Consider the following 19,153-nt stretch of genomic DNA (forward strand, 5'->3'; position numbering starts at 1 on the left):
TCTTAGTTTATTAATTCCATAAATATATCTTCTAATGTACTAGCTCCCCATTCCACACTATACACGCCAACAGATGCTAATGCAAGTTGTGATATCGCTTCAGCTACCTCTTTCCGTTCATTTGTAACAAATACTATATCATCCTCCATGAATGAAACTGGAAACTGTAAATCTCTTAAAATAGTAATGGCCTCCTTATTATTAGTAGTCCTTATCAGGACTCCTTTATTTTGTTTTTGCTCTAGATCAGAGAGTGTACCTTGAAATTTCATTACACCATTACTAATTATTCCTAAATGAGTGACTAATTTTTCAATTTCAGATAAAATATGACTTGATATTAAAATCGTAATACCCTGTTCCCTATTCATTTTTTTTAAAAGTTCCCTGATTTCAATTATTCCATTAGGATCCAGGCCATTGGTAGGTTCATCCAGGATTAATACTCTCGGCTCGTGTAACAGCGCTATTGCAATCCCCAATCGCTGCTTCATCCCTAAGGAAAACATGCTCGCCTTTTTGTTCCCTGTATGAGATAGTCCCACAATAGAAAGTACCTTGTCTATTCTGTCCATCGGTGTGTTATACATTTTAGCCCATACCCTAAGGTTATCTGTAGCGGTTAGATGTCCATACACGGATGGAGTTTCAATCATTGATCCCACCTCTTTCAAAAAATCTTCTCGTAGCTCCTTTATTGGTTTACCAAAAAAATACACCTCCCCTTTTTGCTTCTTTAACAAACCTAAGAGGATTCTTAAAGTAGTTGTCTTACCTGCGCCGTTTGGCCCAAGAAAACCATATATACTTCCAGTTGGAATGGTAAGAGATAATTTATCTACTGCTACTTGTCCTGAGGAAAATCGATGATGCAGATCATAAGTTTCAATGCAGTTCTGACTAGAGTGTGTGTTTATAAAATGATCCATTGGGTATATATTTCAAAATGAAGTTTAATTGATACGAGCTCTTTTTTCATTGGTTTCCCAAAAAAACAATCCTCCCTTTAAGTCAATTGAAACTACTTGAGTTCCTGAAACATTGACTTTAAGTCTATTTACAGTGGCCGTATGACCGGTCAGTGATTCCAAGAGTGTTCCGGTTTTTTTATCCCACACACGTAAAGACCTATCAATACTCGAAGTATAAATTTTATCACCTGCAAATTTTGCATCAGTCAGGGCCATTTGGAAATTGATATCTTCAAAGTATCCGTTGTGCCCTTTTATCCCATATCGTTTGGCTCCTTCTTCCCCTCCGATTGAAGCCAAGGTTCTTAACCAAGATGGATGCTTAACTTTATAAATCGGATTTGTTGTCCCCTTCTGCAGTAACTCTCCTTCATTAAACCGAAGATTAATTATGTTTCCATGAGCATCCATATCTCCAAATTTACTTAGGTTAGTCTTGGTGACTTCGATAGCTTGTTGTTTGGACAAATCCCATCTTACAATTTCTGTAGTACTAATCACAGTACAAATAGTATTATCTATAGCAATTATGCTTCCCTTTGGAAAATTATCAGGTAAAGAAATCCTTTTATAACCAAGATTGACATCCCAAAGAAAACGATTACCTCTTTGGTCGTTAGCAAAAAAATATTTATTGTCACTAGAGTAGTTGATTCGCAATGCCCAAGTTTCAATAAGTGATAATTTTTGCTCTATTCTTCCCGTTTCTCTGTGGACAATTACAATACCGTTTTCTAATGTACTTGCCGCAATATGCTTACGTTCTTTGTTATATGCCAAAACATAAATTTCATCATCCAATTGAGCGATGAGCTGTTCGTTGGCATCCCCTTTTATCCTTTGCGCAAGTCTTCCACTTAATGTACACACAAGGACCGTATCTCTATCACTTAAGAAGGTAACATCAATATAAGAAACTGGATTAAGGGCAGTTAACTTAGAAATTACAATTTCATTTTCTTGAGCTATTGATATTGTACTAAAATAAAATACTACAAAAAATAGCACGTACTTTAAACTATTTCTCATCATTACAGATAGTTACTTTTTGATTATTACTCAGAATTTCAAGGTTGGCGCTTTGATCATTTACCCCTATTTTTACTTTATTATTTCCTCTATCCCACATATGAAGGGAAGCTCCGCCTTGAGGTTCTGAAATAAGTAAAAGATGCTGCTGGGTTTTAGAATCCAAAGTTAAAAAGGCATTCCCATAGTCATCATCAGTAACATATCCCCCACGTTCCTGACCTTCATGATCAAATAACATGACTCCTGAAACTGAACCTAACTTCCCTCTTGCAGCCACTCTATATCCATTACTAAAATTAGGATCTGGTAAATGTGCTCCAATTACAACTCGTTCTATACCTAATGAATCAACAATCACAATACCACCGACTTTAAGGATGGTATCTGAAGGAGACTTAGTCCCCTTGTTGGAAAATGAAAATAAATAAAAACTGAATGTGATTAGGTTGAGTGCTGTCAGAAAGTAAACAATTTTTCCCTTCATCTTTTTGGTTTTTTATGGTTTCTCTTAGGACGAACCACAAAACTCTTTGTTACAACTTTTAACATTTAACAATCTCGTTAACTGATCATTAAGAGTCCTAATTATCAACCAAAAAACATCTGGAAATCCCTGAAATCATTAGCTAAAACAAAAGAATCTTAAACTGTACGCTGTCAAAAATATAATTTAAAACAAGTCAATTCGAAATACTTAACCTTACCATAACACGATAAAAGGATGTGAAAATCTTCTTATACAAATTCATGTATTTCATCGATTATCCTACAATATGTATAGTATTTTCAATAATTAAACATATCTTAAGCTTACAATTAATTAAGATTATTCTTTCTTAAATAAAGGATAGTTCTTTATTAATACTAGCGTTATACATTAATTTAAAGTTAAATTTTTAATACTCAAAAAAACACAATTCAACGTAGTATACTTTCAACATAATCCTTCTTAGGAAATCAACACTTTGATTGAGAAAGTATGCAAGGGCTTACTGCGAATTTGTAAACACCAAAATTAGTAAAACATTTATGCCGTGATTGTTGCCTTTTGGCAATGGTCGGGATTGGATAATATTAATTTTTAAAACCATACGCTTATGAAGCCCTTAACCTCAAAATTGTTATTTAGGCACTTTGCACAAAAGGCCCTATTCTGCTGGTTCATTGCAGTTTTACTGAGTATCAATTCAAATGCTCAAATAGGTAATGCGCCAAAAAACCAACCTACCCCGTGGACTTCCGATCAATTTGCGGTATCTGGCTCTGATAATCTCTCCGGACTTTGCCTTTTATCTTCCATATCTGGTAGTGAAAATCTAACAAGTGCAACCCAAATTACTAATGTAAATATTGGTGTTGGACTTGGATGTACCGCGAATTTAAGTGTTGTTGACAACAATAATGAATATCCTGCTGGCACATGGGCGGGTTTCAGAATTGGAGCTAATAATTTATTAAGTCTAAGTGTTTTTCCAAACATTACTATCAAAACATTTAATAATGGTAGTGCTACAGGAGACCAATTAGTTGTTTCTGCCTCACTTTTAGGTTTAAGCCTATTAGCCGATGGCACTTCCACCCCTGGGTTCATTACAACACAACCATTTGATGAAATTAAAATCTCATATGCTTCTGCAGTAGCCGTGTCATATAATACTGAGGTATATCATGCGACAATTGTATCTTATGCTGATACTCTAGATTTAAATTCTTCCGATGCCTACTGTAATACTGCAATTGGGTTGACTCAACCGGACTTCCCAGTACATATAAGTAACTCTGGCATGACTGGTATTACCCTAGGAACAATGGATAATCTAGAGAATATTATTGACTCTAACAATACTAATTTCGCCTCAATAACCTTACCAGTAGGTATAGTTTCTTCAGCCTATGTTGCAGTCAAAAAAGAACTATCAAGCTTCCCATCGGGGTATTTCGCAGGCTTTTCAATTGCCAAAAGCTCTATATTGTCACTAGATATATTGAGCAATATTACCATAACAACTTATTTAAATGGAAATCAACAAGAAGCTCAATCAGGATCCAATTTAGTACTCTCGACACCTATTTTATCTAGCGAACATTCAACCGTTGGTTTTGTAACTACACTTCCTTTTGACGAATTACGATTTACGGTCAATCAAATCATTGGAGTTAATCTAGGAACCATTCAATTATATGAACCTACAATTACACGGTACTGCCAAGGCCCGGATATGACCAATTCTATTTATTGTAACACATCTACCCCCCTTACCACCCCAGAATTTCCAGTATATATCAGTGCTGAAAATACCGGAATTGATGGTGTCGCTTGTATAGGATGTAGTGTCAATAATCCAGATAACAGTATAGACAGTGATCCATCAAATTATACAGAAATGGTAGTTACCGCAAATGTCGGAAGTTATACTAAATTGGCCATAAAAGACGCTCTTACCCAATATGGACCTGGAATGTTTGTAGGCTTTGACATTGAAAATTCCTCCTTGGCTGATATTGATCTGCTAACCAATTCCATTTCAATTGTGACAATACAGAATGGTATTACACAAGAAACAATTAGTGCCAATCAGCTGTTATCTGTGGGTTCCGGGTTACTAAATGGTAGCAATAGACGGACTTTAGGTTTTGTAACTTCTCAACCGTTTAATGAAGTAGTCCTAATTATTACAAATCTAGTTGGAATTGATCTAGGGACTACTCGTGTTTATAATTTGTCTATCACTCCATTTTGTCCAGGTCCAGAATTGGTGTGCAACACACCAACCAATATGACAACACCAACATATCCCGTTTTTATCAATGGAGAACGTACAGGAATTGAAGGTGTAATTTGTATTGGTTGTAGTGTGAGCAACTCAAATAATCTAATCAATTCCGATGCAACAGATTATGCTACAATTGAATTTACGGCTGCTGTCTTAGCTAGCGGAAGTATATCGGTAAAAAATGCACTAACGGAATACGTTTCTGGAACCTATGCTGGATTTGATATAGAGAATACAGCCCTACTTGATGTTGATGCCATTAATTCTATTCGAATAAACACCTATTTAAATGGGGTTCTACAAGAATCCAAAACGGGGAATTCCGAATTAATTTCCGTCGATACAAGCTTACTTACAACTGAAGGTAGACGCTCCATAGGATTTGTTACCTCCATGAATTTTGATGAAGTACAATTAATCTTACAAAACACTGTGGAGCTAAATCTTGGCAGCACTAAAATATATTCCAATATTATCCAGAACCTTTGTGCCACACCTATAGAGTGTGATCAGACTTATTATCTTAACTCCCCTCAATTTCCGGTAATCATAAATAGTTCCGCGACAGGAATCGATGGTCTAGCTTGTGTTGGATGTTCATTACAAAATACAGCAGGTGTACTTACTCCTGAGAATAATGATTATGCCACTATTACAATGGCCGTAGGTGTGGCTTCATCAGGTACTGTGGCGGTTCATGATGGAATAAATACTTTTCCAGCTGGAAGTATAGCTGGATTTGTTGTTCAAGACATGAATGGCTTGTTGGAAATTGAACTTCTAAGTACACTTTCAATTTCAACTTATAATAATGGTTCATTGGTAGAATCAAGAAGTGGCGCTCAACTCCTAAATGCCGATTTACTTGTACTATTTATAAATCCAGACACTGGTGTGTATAATATTGGTTTTAGAACTACTCAAGGGTATGATGAAGTTAGAATATCTGTTGGTGCTTTAGCTGACGTATTAAACATAGTCCGCGTATATGGGGCATTTGTAGATACTCATGGTGCCTCAGATCCTGGTCTTGGTTTTAATTGTCCATATGAAATAATCGCTACAGACGATACTGCGAAAATTCTAATTGGAGATTCGTACACCTTAAATGTGTTATCTAATGACACCTTAAACAATGAAACCGTTACCACAGAGACAGTGACTATTTCATTAGTTACTCCAGAACCTAATGGCTATCTCACATTAGATCCTACAACTGGTATAGTTAGTGTATCTCCTTCAACACCTTTAGGAACCTACACCTTAGAATACCAAATATGTGAAACTGCGTATCCTACAAATTGTGATACCGCAATTGTAACTATTACAGTTTCTGATGCTTTATTTACAGTTACCAAAGTAGCAGATAAGCCTACCTATGATACCGTAGGAGAAATAATCACCTATACCATTACAGTAACCAACTCTGGAAATGTGACGCTTACCAATATTGTGGTTACTGATGATCTGACCGGAGATTCTTGGAATGTAGCCTCTTTAGCTCCTAACGCAGCTCAGACTTTTACGACAACCTATACCATTACTCAAGCAGACCTAGATGCTGGTGCAGTAACCAACTCAGTAGCTGTCATTGGTAAAGATCCTAATAATACTGATGTAACTGGAGGCGATCAAGAAACCATTACTAATAGTGATGCACAAGGCGCATTTACGGTTACCAAAGTAGCAGATAAGCCTACCTATGATACCGTAGGAGAAATAATCACCTATACCATTACAGTAACCAACTCTGGAAATCTGACACTTAGCAATATTGTGGTTACTGATGATCTGACCGGAGATTCTTGGAATGTAGCCTCTTTAGCTCCTAACGCAGCTCAGACTTTTACGGCAACCTATACCATTACTCAAGTAGATCTAGATGCTGGTGCAGTAACCAACTCAGTAGCTGTCATTGGTAAAGATCCTAATGATAATGATGTAACTGGAGGCGATCAAGAAACCATTACTAATAGTAACGCTCAAGGTGCATTTACGGTTACCAAAGTAGCAGATAAGCCTACCTATGATACCGTAGGAGAAATAATCACCTATACCATTACAGTTACCAACTCTGGAAATGTGACGCTTACCAATATTGTGGTTACTGATGATCTGACTGGAGATTCTTGGAATGTAGCCTCTTTAGATACAAACGCAGCTCAGACTTTTACGGCAACTTATACCATTACTCAAGCAGATATAGATGCTGGTTCTGTAACCAACTCAGTAGCTGTCATTGGTAAAGATCCTAATGATAATGATGTAACTGGAGGCGATCAAGAAACCATTACTAATAGTGATGCACAAGGCGCATTTACGGTTACCAAAGTAGCAGATAAGCCTACCTATGATACCGTAGGAGAAATAATCACCTATACCATTACAGTAACCAACTCTGGAAATGTGACACTTAGCAATATTGTGGTTACTGATGATCTGACCGGAGATTCTTGGAATGTAGCCTCTTTAGCTCCGAACGCAAGTCAGACTTTTACGGCAACATATACTATAACTTCTCAAGATATGTTGCTTAATCAAGTTCGAAATGTAGTTAGGGTTATAGGAAACTCTCCAGACGATACCGATGTTGAAGAAGAAGGAGAAGAAACGGTCACTAATAATGGAGATATTTCAGTAAAGGTGTATAATGCAATTTCCCCAAATAATGATGGGAAAAATGATTTTTTATATATCAAAGGAATTGAATATTATCCTAACAATACACTTGAGGTATACAACAGATGGGGTCGAAAAGTATTTGAAGCTAATGGTTACAATAATAGTACTGTAATATTCAATGGTATATCCCAAGACAATATGACAATTCAAAAACAAGAAGGACTTCCTTCAGCAACCTATTACTATGCCTTACGTTACAAAAATTTGGATGGTAAGTACGTAACTCTAACAGGTTGGTTATATCTAAACAATGATTAAGGACCGTCTAATTAGTTGGATACAAACGCTAGGGGTAGATTACTACCCCAGCATTAAAAACATGAATATTATGAAATTTAAAATAGGAATTATCACGTTTTTCTTGACATGCTTTACAGTTCAAGCACAACAAGAGCCTCAGCATACACAGTATATGTATAACACCCTTACCATTAACCCAGCCTATGCAGGTTCTCGAGGGATGATGAGTATTTTTGGGATGCACAGATCGCAATGGGTAGGTTTAGATGGAGCACCAGCAACAAGTACCTTCGCTTTGCACACTCCAATAAAATACAGCAAATTAGGGTTAGGGTTCTCATTCACCAACGATCAAATTGGACCTCAAGACTTTAATAGCATAGCGGCTGATTTATCGTATTCTCTTGATTTTGATTATGGAAGAAAACTGTCTTTTGGGTTTAAAGTAGTAGGTGATTTACTAAATGTAGATTATACTAAGTTAGATATTTATCATCCGGACGACCTTAAATTTCAATCTAATATTGACAATCGATTTTCTCCAAATTTTGGCGCAGGCATTTATTGGAGTACCCCTGATTATTACCTAGGAATTTCTACACCACGTATTTTAGAAACTAAGTTTTACGATCAACAAAAGGAATCTGTTGTAAGAGAAAAAATGCACTATTACCTAATAGGTGGTTATGTTTTTGATCTCACACACGATGTAAAATTGAAACCTGCTTTCATGAGTAAAATTGTTCAAGGTTCACCTTTACAAATCGATCTTTCAGCAAATGCATTATTTATGGAAAAATTTACCCTAGGATTAGCCTATCGGGTAGACGCCGCTATGAGTGCATTGGCCGGATTCCAATTATCTGATCAACTATTTATTGGATATGCCTATGACGCTGAGACAACAAAACTTGCGAATCATAATTCTGGTTCTCATGAGATCTTTTTACGATTTGAGTTACTAGGTAACTATAAGCGGATAATTACACCCCGATTCTTCTAATTTACTTTACTATGAAAAAATCAATCATTTTTTATATCATTTGTGCAGTATTTGCATGTAATAGCGTATTTGCTCAGCGCGTAAATCTTACTAAGGCCGCTGAGGCCTATGAGCAATTTGCCTATGTTGATGCAATTGAAACTTACGAACGAATTGCCGCTAAAGGATTTCGTTCTCAAGAAATGCTACAGCAATTAGCTAATGCATATTATTTTAGAGCTGATTACCAAAATGCGGCAAGATGGTACAAGGAACTTTTTAACCTTAATGCACAACAAGCTCCTGCATATTTTTATCGTTATGCTCAGAGTCTTAAGGCCTTAGAGAATTATCCTGAAGCCGATAAAATGATGAGCGAATTTACGGTGCTATCACAAAAAGAACGTAGGGCACAATTAAGCAAAGAGCGAAAAGATTACCTAACTGAAATAACACGTAATTCAGGGAGTTATGAAGTTAAGCCTTTATCTATTAATTCACCCTATTCTGATTACGGTGCAGTATTCTATAAGAATCGAATTGTATTTACCTCTGCCCGTGATACTGGAGGACTTTCCAAACGTAAAGATCACTGGACTGGAGAAAGTTTTACTAATCTCTATGAGGCGGAAATCACCAATATGGGTGAAGCAATAAACCCAGTTCGTTTTTCAGCAAACCTTAGCAGTAAATTTCACGAATCTACCCCTACTTTTACTAAGGATGGAAGCACCATTTATTTCACAAGAAATAACTTTCACAACCACAAGAGGAAGACCAATAAACAGCAAACAACATTGCTAAAAATATACAGAGCTTCTTATCTTAACGGTGAATGGACAAATATTGAAGAACTTCCTTTCACAAGTGATGAGTATAGTACAGCCCATCCTATTTTAACGCCATCTGAAGATTTCTTATATTTTGTTTCTGATATGCCTGGCAGTATTGGTAAATCTGATTTGTATAGGGTAGCTATTAACAAAGACGGCTCCTTTGGAAAGCCTGAAAATTTAGGTGATTATATAAACACTGAGGGGAAGGAATCCTTTCCTTTTATTTCACAGGATAATGTTCTTTTTTTCGCTTCTGATGGGTATCCCGGACTAGGAGGGTTAGACATGTATGCAAGTAAAATAAATGAAGATGGAAGTTTTAGTGTACCACAAAACTTAAGTACACCTTTAAACAGTCCAATGGATGACTTTAGTTTTATTATGAATCCAACTACTAAACACGGTTATGTAAGTTCAAATAGAAGTAATGGAATTGGCGGTGATGACATATATTTAGTACATGAATTACGTCCGCTACAGTTTTCATGTAATCAATTGATTTCAGGCATAATCACGGACAAGGAAACAGGAAAACCTATGGACGGAGTTAAGGTTTCACTTCTTGACAATCAATTTAAGGTCCTAAAAACTGTCATTACCCAAAATGACGGAAATTATCTTTTTGAAGATCTTAATTGTGGGGATATATATTATGTTCGTGCTGAGAAAGAATCCTATGAAATTAAAGAAATTCCGGTAACTCTTCCTCAAGAAAATGGGACATCAAACGTACCCATCAAACTCGACAAAAAACGAATTCCAGTGAAGGTCGGCGATGATTTGGCGAAAATATTCAATATAGAAATGATCTATTTTGATTTTAATAAATATGACATTCGCCCGGATGCCGCCCTTGATTTATCTAAAATTGTGGATATGATGAAGGAATATCCAAATATGCAGGTTAGTATACGTACTCACACTGATAGTAGAGGTTCAAAAAAATACAATGAACGACTATCTGATAATAGAGCAAAATCTATCATGAAATGGATGACTCAACAAGGTATAGAGGCTAAAAGGCTTATAGCCAAAGGGTACGGTGAAAGTCAATTAATTAATAAATGCGCTGACACAGTAGAATGTACTGAAGAAGAACATCAACTTAACAGACGTAGTGAATTTTTAATTATTCAATTATAATCTCATTACATTATAAAGAAAGCGGGAGTTCCCGCTTTCTTTTTGTTTAGTTCTGTAAGGTTGGCACAATTTCTATACTGTATTTATAAACTTTAGGTGGAATAGTATACTCTTGGTGAACCTTAGCCCCCCAAGAATTATCTCCCCCTACTCCCATTTGTAGTAAATCCAAATTCCATTGCATTTGATCTCCTAGTTTAATATCTGCCCCATGTCTTGTTGTCACTGGCACTAAACCTGAAGCTGATTCTGCTCCATCTTTACCCTCAACAAAATCTAACTCGGTCATATTAAAAGGCCATGTACTCGTATTTATATAGCCTAAAGTTCCTTTAGCGGTTAGACTAAGTGAAGATGATTGTATTTTTACCCATCTCACATCCGTTCTATTACCTGTTTCTTGAGGACGCATATATCTGTGAAATGCATCCGATATTTCAGTAGTATAAATTCCTGCCTTTACTCCTGTTTTTCGGTCCCAATAGCTTTCTTCTGGTCCGTTGCCATACCATGAAACCTTATTATACTTTGTAGGTAGTAACATAAACATACCTATTCTGGGTATAGAAGGTAATTCCTTTTTGATTGGTGTAAATGAATAGTCAAGTCCCAAGGAGCCATCATTTCCTAATGTAAAAGCAATAGAAACGTCAGCCTCCTGATTAGGTAAATCATATTGTACTTTAAAAGTAACCCCTTTATCTGTCTTATTAGGAGGAGATACTAACCGCGCCTTTAAATTATAGGTTGCATCTTGCCAAACTTTCGCCCATGACTGCATTCCATTTCCTAGGTCATTATCTGTTGGTGGACGCCAAAAATTTGGTCTTATGGGTGAATTACTAACAACTGTGTTATTGAAGACCCATTGGGTAATTTCGCCCGTCATTTTGTTTAGCTCTAAGGAAACTAAATCATTACTTATTTCAATAATTTCTTTGTTCGAATTAATTTCCAAGGATTTACCATCACCTTGTTTTTGAGCTTGGATTCCTTTTTTATGAATTATAAATTGATCCCATGCAATTTCATGTCCTTTGGGAATCATTTCTGTTTCCTTCTTTTGATACATTACCACTTCTAAAATGTACTCATTGTTAGCGTTAAATGTAGATGGAATTCCCTTCAAAAAGATGGTTTGCTTTTCTTGAGGAGGTATTGACATCCTAAATGGTTCACCTTCGTCCACCAAAACACCATTTTCAAACAACTTCCAAATCATTTCCTTGTCAGAAAGATTGGTGAAGAAGTTTTTATTATCGACTTGTAAGATTCCTTTTCCTAAATATGAAAATTGGATGGGTTCATAAACCTTTTTTACCTCAACAATATGTGGATGTGGTCTTCGATAAGGATCTACTAAACCGTTATTTAGAAAGTTACCATCAGTCGGTAAATCCGGGTGAAAATCATGACCGTATGCAAAATAAGGTGTACCATTCTTGTCTTTATATTCTAAACTCTGATCAACCCAATCCCAAATATACCCTCCTTGCAAATTGGGGTATTTCTCAATGATATCCCAATAATCTTGCAAATTACCTACAGAATTACCCATAGCATGCGCATACTCAATCATAATAGATGGCTTTGTCGAATTCGATTGGCCATGTTCTATAAGATAATTAAATCGAGGATACATCGGACAATAGATATCTGTGTAATCTTCCTTTCTCGCTGGCTCATACTGTACAATTCGATTATTATCCTGAGATTTAATCCAATTATACATCGTCTTAAAAACGGTTCCCTCTCCAGCTTCATTACCAAGTGACCATGAATAAATACTAACGTGATTTCTATCTCTGTAAAACATTCGTTTTAGACGCATCATATGAGCAGGAAGCCAGCTTTCTTCATTACCTATTTGTGTGTCTTCATTAATAGCCAATGGGTGGCTTTCAATATTCGCTTCGTCTACTACATATAGACCATATTTATCGCATAATTCCAACCAGTAGGGATCATTTGGATAATGTGAACTTCTTACGGCATTTATATTATGCTGCTTCATAAGTTTAATATCCATTTCCATATACTCTTTAGGAACAACATGACCACTAATAGGATGAGTTTCATGCCTGTTTACTCCTCTAATATATATAGGCTGTCCATTTACTAGCAATTGACTATTTTTTATTTCTACTCGCTTAAAGCCAGTATAGGCATTTATATACTGATTATTAAAACTATTGTCCATATCCTCCATAGCTATGGCAACTTTATATCTATTAGGTTCCTCAGCTGACCATTTATTCACCTTATGAAATATTTTTTCAACTGACACTACTATTGAAGAATCCGCTGGAATGATGAGAATTTCATTTGATGAAAATAATAGACTATCAGCATCTTTTATGGCTATTGTTAATGTACGTTTCGCGTCCTGGGATAATGTATTTTTTAGGGTGACTTCAGCATTTAATACGCCATCAGTATAGGAACTGTCCAAATTAGTCTGAACGTAATAATCTGCAATACTTACTTTTGGTTGGGTATATAAATACACATCACGCTCAATTCCACTCACACGTAACATGTCTTGACTCTCAAGATAACTGGCATCACTCCATCTAAACATTTGTAGGGCAATAAGATTACTTCCTGGATGAAGATACGGTGTGATATTAAATTCTGCAGGTGTTTTGCTCCCCTGTGAATACCCTACATACTCTCCATTAACATATACATACATAGCTGATTTAGCTGCTGCGAAATGTAGAATTATATCCTCAGAAAGCATTTCCTTACTTATTTCAACTAGTTTTCGATACGTCCCTACAGGATTATAATCAGTTGGTATATCAGGCCATTTTGTTTCAAAAGGATAGCGCTCATCTAGGTAAATGGGATGATCAAATCCTTCGGTTTCCCAATTAGCAGGAACCTTGATTTCTCCCCAATGGGAATCATCATAGGTAACATGCTGAAAGGTAGTAGGTCTTTGTTTAGGATCTTTTACAAAATGGAATTTCCAAGAACCATTAAGGCTTAAAAATCGTTTAGAATCTTCCTTACGGTTAATATTTGAAGATTCAACTCCAAAAAAGGTAGCCCTTGGCGGCAATTTATTTTCTTCAAAAACTGTATGATTGTAATGATTCGTTTGTGCTGGAACCTCTGAAAGGTTTCTTTCTTGACAAGAAATTCCAACAAATGCCAGGATAATTACTATTATTATTTTATTCACGTCAATTAATTTTAGTTTAATACACATTTAAAGCAACCCACTTACTTTTTCATTTTAGAAAGCAGCTGAGTCCTCTCAATTAACATCAATACTCATATTGATGTTTAATAAAATCCTCTTCTAATATATTCTTTAAACATTGTATAAGTTCTTCTGCATTTTCAATAGAGAAAACGATAGGAGGTTTAATTTTCAAAACATTATTATCAGGCCCATCTGTACTCATTAAAATACCATAATCTTTCATCCTATTAATTACATAATCAGCTTGAGCTGCCATGGGTTTCATATGGGCATCTACAAACTCAATTCCTAAAAAAAGCCCTTGACCCCTTACATCTCCGATAATAGGAAATTCAAGTGCTAACGCCCGCAATTCAGCTTTGAGATAATTACCTACCTTTAATGCATTTTCTTGGAGTTTTTCTTCTTTTATAACTTTCATTACCGCAGTCCCGATAGCGCAAGAAACAGGATTACCGCCAAAGGTGTTGAAGTACTCCATACCATTAGCAAATTTTTCAGCGATGTCTTGAGTACAAACAACGGCTGCCAGTGGATGTCCATTCCCCAAAGGCTTACCTATAGTTACAATATCTGGAACCACATCATGAAGTTGAAATCCCCAGAAGGTCTTCCCCATTCGACCGCATCCCACTTGCACTTCATCTGAAATACAAATTCCTCCAACCTTTCTTACCGATTCATAGGCACGTTGGAGAAATCCTTCAGGAAGTTCTATTTGTCCACCACAACTAATTATTGGTTCTATAATAAATCCACCTATCTTTCTTCCTTTTTGATGGGCATTTGATATACACTTTTCCACTTCTAAAGCATATTTTTCTCCTGTATTATCTCCTCTATATTTTCCCCTAAAACGATCTGGTAAAGGAAATACATGAGTGAATTCAGGAGCTCCTTGTCCTCCTTTCCCATCAAACTTATAAGAACTTATATCAATACACATATTACTGTTTCCATGGTATCCTACCTCAGAGACAAGTACATCATTGCTACCTGTGGCAGCCTTCATCATTCTAATAGCTAATTCATTGGCCTCACTTCCTGAGTTCACAAAATGAATAACACTAAGTTGAGGAGGCATTGTGGCTAAAATTTCCTTAGCTAATTCATTAATATTTTCATGTAGATACCTTGAATTTGTATTAATTAAGGCCATTTGATCTTGACCCGCTTTAACAACTTTTGGATGTTCGTGTCCTACATGGGCAACATTGTTAACTGTATCAAGGTATTGTCTTCCATATTGGTCCATCAAAAACACCCCGTCACCTCTAACCATTTTTATGGGTTCCTTATATTGAAGGCTCAAACTTTTACCTAAGTGCATTTTTCTATAGGAGATAAGTTCCTGGTTGGCAGGGTCTAAATATTGATTTAATCCTTCCATTTTAAAAATCAGATTCGGATCAGGACAAATACTACTCCAAAAAATACGCTCACTAGGATACGTAACGCCCGGGAAATCATTTTCATAAGTGAGCATTGAAAGCATTAGCTGAAAGTGTAAATGAGGTATCCATCCGCCATTCTCAGAAATAGCCCCTAAACTTCCTATGTAATCTCCAACATTTAAAACATCCCCGCATTTAAGATATTGAACACTGGATTCTGATAAATGGCCATACAGTGAATAAAATGTAAATGTTTCTAATTGATGTTCAAGAATAATTAATCCACCATATCCCTTTTCTCCTTTATCAATGGTAGCCACAACAACCTTTCCTTCCAAAAAACAATGAACTGGAGTTTTTTCTGATAGCCAAAAATCAATTCCTAAATGGACTGTCCTATGCTCTTTGCCTTTGTTTCCAGTTCTTTCGTAAATCGCACTGGAATAGAATGGACGAGGCTCTAGATATCCTCCAGCAATGAGTTTATCTGGATTTTGTTTTTGCAGTGTTTTAAGTTTATATTCTATAAAATCATCATTTAAAAAATCTTCTTTGTGACCTAACCATTTGCTAGACACGCTCAAGTCGATTCCCATTACCTCGGTGAAGGAAATTGATGGAAAAAGTGAATGTAAAGAAAAAGATTGTTGTTCAGCCCATTTCACAAATTGTTGCTCATTGGTATGTGCTGAAAATCCGCATATCTTTCTAAAACAAACATGTGCATACTCCCGATCAATTGCATACCATTTTTGCAATAATTCCCAAGCACCTTTTTCACTAATACATAAATATTCATTCGTTGGTTCCCTTTCTTTATTAATGGCAGATTTGGTCACTGAAATAACTAATCGCATTCCTATAGCAGTATATAAATGCGCTAATTCTTCTTCAAGTAAAGGGAAACTCTCATGATATCCTTGCACTATGGGTAATGCAGCCTCCAAGGGGTTCGCATGTTTCATAATGGCATAGGTACAAGCTACGGCTACATCATTAATTATTTGAGTATACACGGCATCACCGAAATCAATACATGTTTGAACTGATGGATTCAAAAGATCTTTTGAAACAATTATATTATTATCATTCGCATCATTATGAACGACTGATTTTCTTAACTGACTATAGGTGTCTTCATTTTCTTTGAAAAGCCTCTGAAAAAAAGAAGTTATTCTTGATTGCTCTCCTTTAAAATAATACCCATAGGAATAGGTCCATTCAGCCTGGGCAATATCCCACTCAAAAGTGCGACTTGCCTCTGGATGAGTGAATCCATGAAGTAGCTTTGTTAGTTTTCCGCATTGTTGACCAAGCTGATAACGTAAAGATGCTGATTGTGGATTTACTGTACTCCATATTCTACCGTCAATCCAAGTCAACATTCGCACCTTCCTTACTTCACCGAAATCATCTTTCATTTCTGAAATAGCCTCTCCATTTATTGCTCTGATTACCCTTGGTACCTTTGCAAACTCTAAAGCATTAGTTGCTATATAATCTAATAACTGTTGTTGAAAATCTAAATAGGCATCACATTCTTGAGGACGAGAAATTTTTAATATAAAAGATTCATTTCTAGGAGTGCTGATTTTAAAATTAAAATCAATTTCTCCAGGTAGGGATGAAGCCTCTCCTCTAATATCAAAAATATCTAAAGCTATTTGAGCAGCTCTATCAGGGGTAATCAATATTTTAGTGTAATCCTCCATACTAGTTACTTTTGTTTGATATTTCATTGGATTTAGTAAGCATCATTATAATATGAGCAGCACTCCAACTAAAATTTTGAGCATATAACCCCTTACCTGTAAGCGGATGATAGTTTTCTCTAATAGAAACTCCTCTTTTTAAAAGACCTTCTGCTCCATTTATTATGTTAATTGTAGCCAAATCAGCTTCCTTATTAAAACCATAATTACGTAATCCTTTTATTCCAAAATACGCTTGATCTAACCAATTAGGCCCTCTCCAATATCCATTCATCGGATCAAATTTTGGATGATCTTTTGCCATTGTTTGAAAAGGAACCTTAGTAAAAAACATCTCTGGATTCATCATTTTCTCCTTTACAGCCCTGGCCTGATCTAAAGAAGCCACCTTTGCCCATAATGGAGTCCAGCCTTCGCTTCCTGCACCCTTTATAAATTGAGTTCCATCTAAAGAAGTATCATAAAACCATCCATCTTCTTCACTATAAAACTGAGTTTGTATCTTACCTCTTAACTCATCAGCTTCTTTTTGAAACCTTTTCGAATCGATGTGATTACCCAATACCAGGGCCAACTTAGAAAGATACTCCTTTTCAGCATATAGATACGCATTAAGATCTACACTTTCTTGGTTAAGAGAAAAGGCTCCTTCACTATTTTTAAGTATTTTAGAATCGTCAAATCGTATAGCGTTATCCATACCGCTTTCCCATTTAGCGGCAATTAAACTTCCATCAGTAGATCCAAATTCACACAAACCATCACCATCATGATCCCGTTTCATATACCACCACTCATGATATTTTTTAAGCTTTGGATACATTTCCTTAACAAAAAGAGTATCCTTTGATATTCCAAACACCTTTGATACTGCCCATGCGGCCAAAGGTGGTTTCGTGTCTCGATAGTTATGGGCTTCAATTGTTGTATCTCTGTAGACACAATCCACAATAAAACCATCCTCCAATTGAAAATCAAACATGGCTCTGATTTGGTCCTTTGCTAACCCTTCGTTGTAAAATGAGAGTCCAACGGCATGCTTCCAGGAGTCCCAAGACCAGAACCCATGAAACCATTCATAATGATAACTTGGAAATAATCCTTGATGTTTTAATTCCCCGGCTGGTATCCTCCAATTATTCTGTAATGTAAGTATTGATTTTGCTAATACCATTCTGTGAGCTTGACTAACTAAATCTGGATTCATATAGCCAAACACCGTTGATAGTTCTTTATTCTTTTCTATTTTTCTTTCTAGAAGTACCGCATCAAAATCAATTTCTTCCAAGTAGTTTTTCTCCTTATTCCAAGAATATTCTGGAAAAATAAACGTATTGGTAATTACTATTTTCTTAACTTCCTTAGGACCTAATTTAAACGTTGGTTTTTTAAGAGTGTATGAAGTGCTATCTGTTACTGCCAACAAGGGCCGTTCTCCAATAACTCCTATATAGCCAACAGCTTGTGATTTTTTAGACAGAAGCTTAATATAACTTCCTTCCTTTTCAAGTGTAATATCTAATCCTTCAAAAACTCTTCCGCTTACAGTTAACGTAACTTCCATACTTTGATTCGAAAGATTGGTAAGCTCTATTTGCTGTAACGCAGTATGAGGTGAACTAAAGACTAATTGCTGATTCACTGTGGCTCTCTCATTTTTAAATTCTTGCATTAAATGACTAGTATAGCTTTCTAATTGTTGGCTATCATTTTGCCAATCAATTAATGGAGTTCCATCTTTATCGGTAAGTTCAATTTGAGCTAGCTGTTTGCTTACCCATACACCGTTTTGCTGAGTCATAAGAAAGGGCCCAGAAAAACCTCCATAGGAAGGAAGATCACTAAAACTATACGCAAACCAAGCTCCTTGATCTGAATACATCAGCATATCTCTATCTTTTACATTCTGGGGTGTTCCTTGAAAATCTAATACATTTCGAGAAGTCTCAAGATTCAAAAATTGATTTTTATCCATCAATCCAGTGGGCTGCTTTTCACAAGAAATAAATAGTGAAAAACCCACTATACCCGTGGCAAGTGCTTTATTTATCATCGTAATACGTTTTTAAAATAATAGGAGCACTATGGAAAGAATTTTCCATAGAAAATCATAATGAATTGGCAACCAAAGAAAAAAGTTGCCCTATAATGGACGTGGACTAAAATACAAAAA

At 36.0% G+C, this 19,153-nt stretch carries 9 protein-coding genes; 3 read left to right on the forward strand and 6 right to left on the reverse strand.

All coding sequences use genetic code 11. From position 1 onward, the window contains the following. Positions 1 to 2: 2 nt before the first annotated feature. The 3 genes from PT603_RS05880 to PT603_RS05890 are packed head-to-tail and all read right to left on the reverse strand — an operon-like array spanning position 3 to position 2,487. Positions 3 to 929 carry an ABC transporter ATP-binding protein gene (locus PT603_RS05880; RefSeq protein WP_008241350.1) on the reverse strand — a complete coding sequence of 309 codons (927 nt, stop codon included), beginning with the start codon at positions 927 to 929 and terminating at the stop codon, positions 3 to 5. 24 nt (positions 930 to 953) lie between these two features. Further along, complete coding sequence (locus PT603_RS05885) at positions 954 to 2,003, reverse strand: WD40 repeat domain-containing protein (RefSeq protein WP_008241351.1); 1,050 nt, start codon at positions 2,001 to 2,003, stop codon at positions 954 to 956. Next, entirely contained in the window at positions 1,990 to 2,487 is a 498-nt protein-coding gene (locus PT603_RS05890; RefSeq protein WP_008241352.1) for a hypothetical protein, read from the reverse strand. Before PT603_RS05890 ends, PT603_RS05885 begins: the two co-directional genes overlap by 14 nt. Before the next feature lie 613 nt (positions 2,488 to 3,100). On the opposite strand from PT603_RS05890, the gene PT603_RS05895 reads away from it, so the two are divergent. The 3 genes from PT603_RS05895 to PT603_RS05905 all read left to right on the forward strand — a co-directional run bounded on the left by PT603_RS05895 (position 3,101) and on the right by PT603_RS05905 (position 10,660). Beyond that, positions 3,101 to 7,717 (forward strand): CLIPPER-2 domain-containing protein, encoded by a 4,617-nt coding sequence (locus tag PT603_RS05895; protein WP_274238759.1) that lies wholly within the window; start codon positions 3,101 to 3,103, stop codon positions 7,715 to 7,717. 70 nt (positions 7,718 to 7,787) lie between these two features. Then, the gene (locus PT603_RS05900; RefSeq protein ID WP_373568194.1) at positions 7,788 to 8,702 is read left to right on the forward strand and encodes a PorP/SprF family type IX secretion system membrane protein; all 915 of its coding nucleotides are present in this window, start codon (positions 7,788 to 7,790) and stop codon (positions 8,700 to 8,702) included. A gap of 11 nt (positions 8,703 to 8,713) precedes the next feature. Further along, positions 8,714 to 10,660 (forward strand): OmpA family protein, encoded by a 1,947-nt coding sequence (locus tag PT603_RS05905; RefSeq protein ID WP_008241355.1) that lies wholly within the window; start codon positions 8,714 to 8,716, stop codon positions 10,658 to 10,660. 46 nt (positions 10,661 to 10,706) lie between these two features. On the opposite strand, the gene PT603_RS05910 is transcribed toward PT603_RS05905, so the two are convergent. The 3 genes from PT603_RS05910 to PT603_RS05920 form a co-directional block, all read right to left on the reverse strand. Then, positions 10,707 to 13,850 (reverse strand): glycoside hydrolase family 2 TIM barrel-domain containing protein, encoded by a 3,144-nt coding sequence (locus PT603_RS05910; RefSeq protein WP_238531047.1) that lies wholly within the window; start codon positions 13,848 to 13,850, stop codon positions 10,707 to 10,709. Between the two features lie 85 nt (positions 13,851 to 13,935). Beyond that, positions 13,936 to 17,007 (reverse strand): aminotransferase class III-fold pyridoxal phosphate-dependent enzyme, encoded by a 3,072-nt coding sequence (locus PT603_RS05915; protein WP_008241357.1) that lies wholly within the window; start codon positions 17,005 to 17,007, stop codon positions 13,936 to 13,938. Continuing rightward, positions 16,982 to 19,033, reverse strand: a complete 2,052-nt coding sequence (locus PT603_RS05920; RefSeq protein ID WP_008241358.1) for an MGH1-like glycoside hydrolase domain-containing protein — start codon at positions 19,031 to 19,033, stop codon at positions 16,982 to 16,984. The genes PT603_RS05915 and PT603_RS05920 overlap by 26 nt, the downstream gene beginning before the upstream one ends. Positions 19,034 to 19,153: the final 120 nt, after the last annotated feature.

Source organism: Imtechella halotolerans, from assembly GCF_028743515.2.
GTDB lineage: Bacteria > Bacteroidota > Bacteroidia > Flavobacteriales > Flavobacteriaceae > Imtechella > Imtechella halotolerans.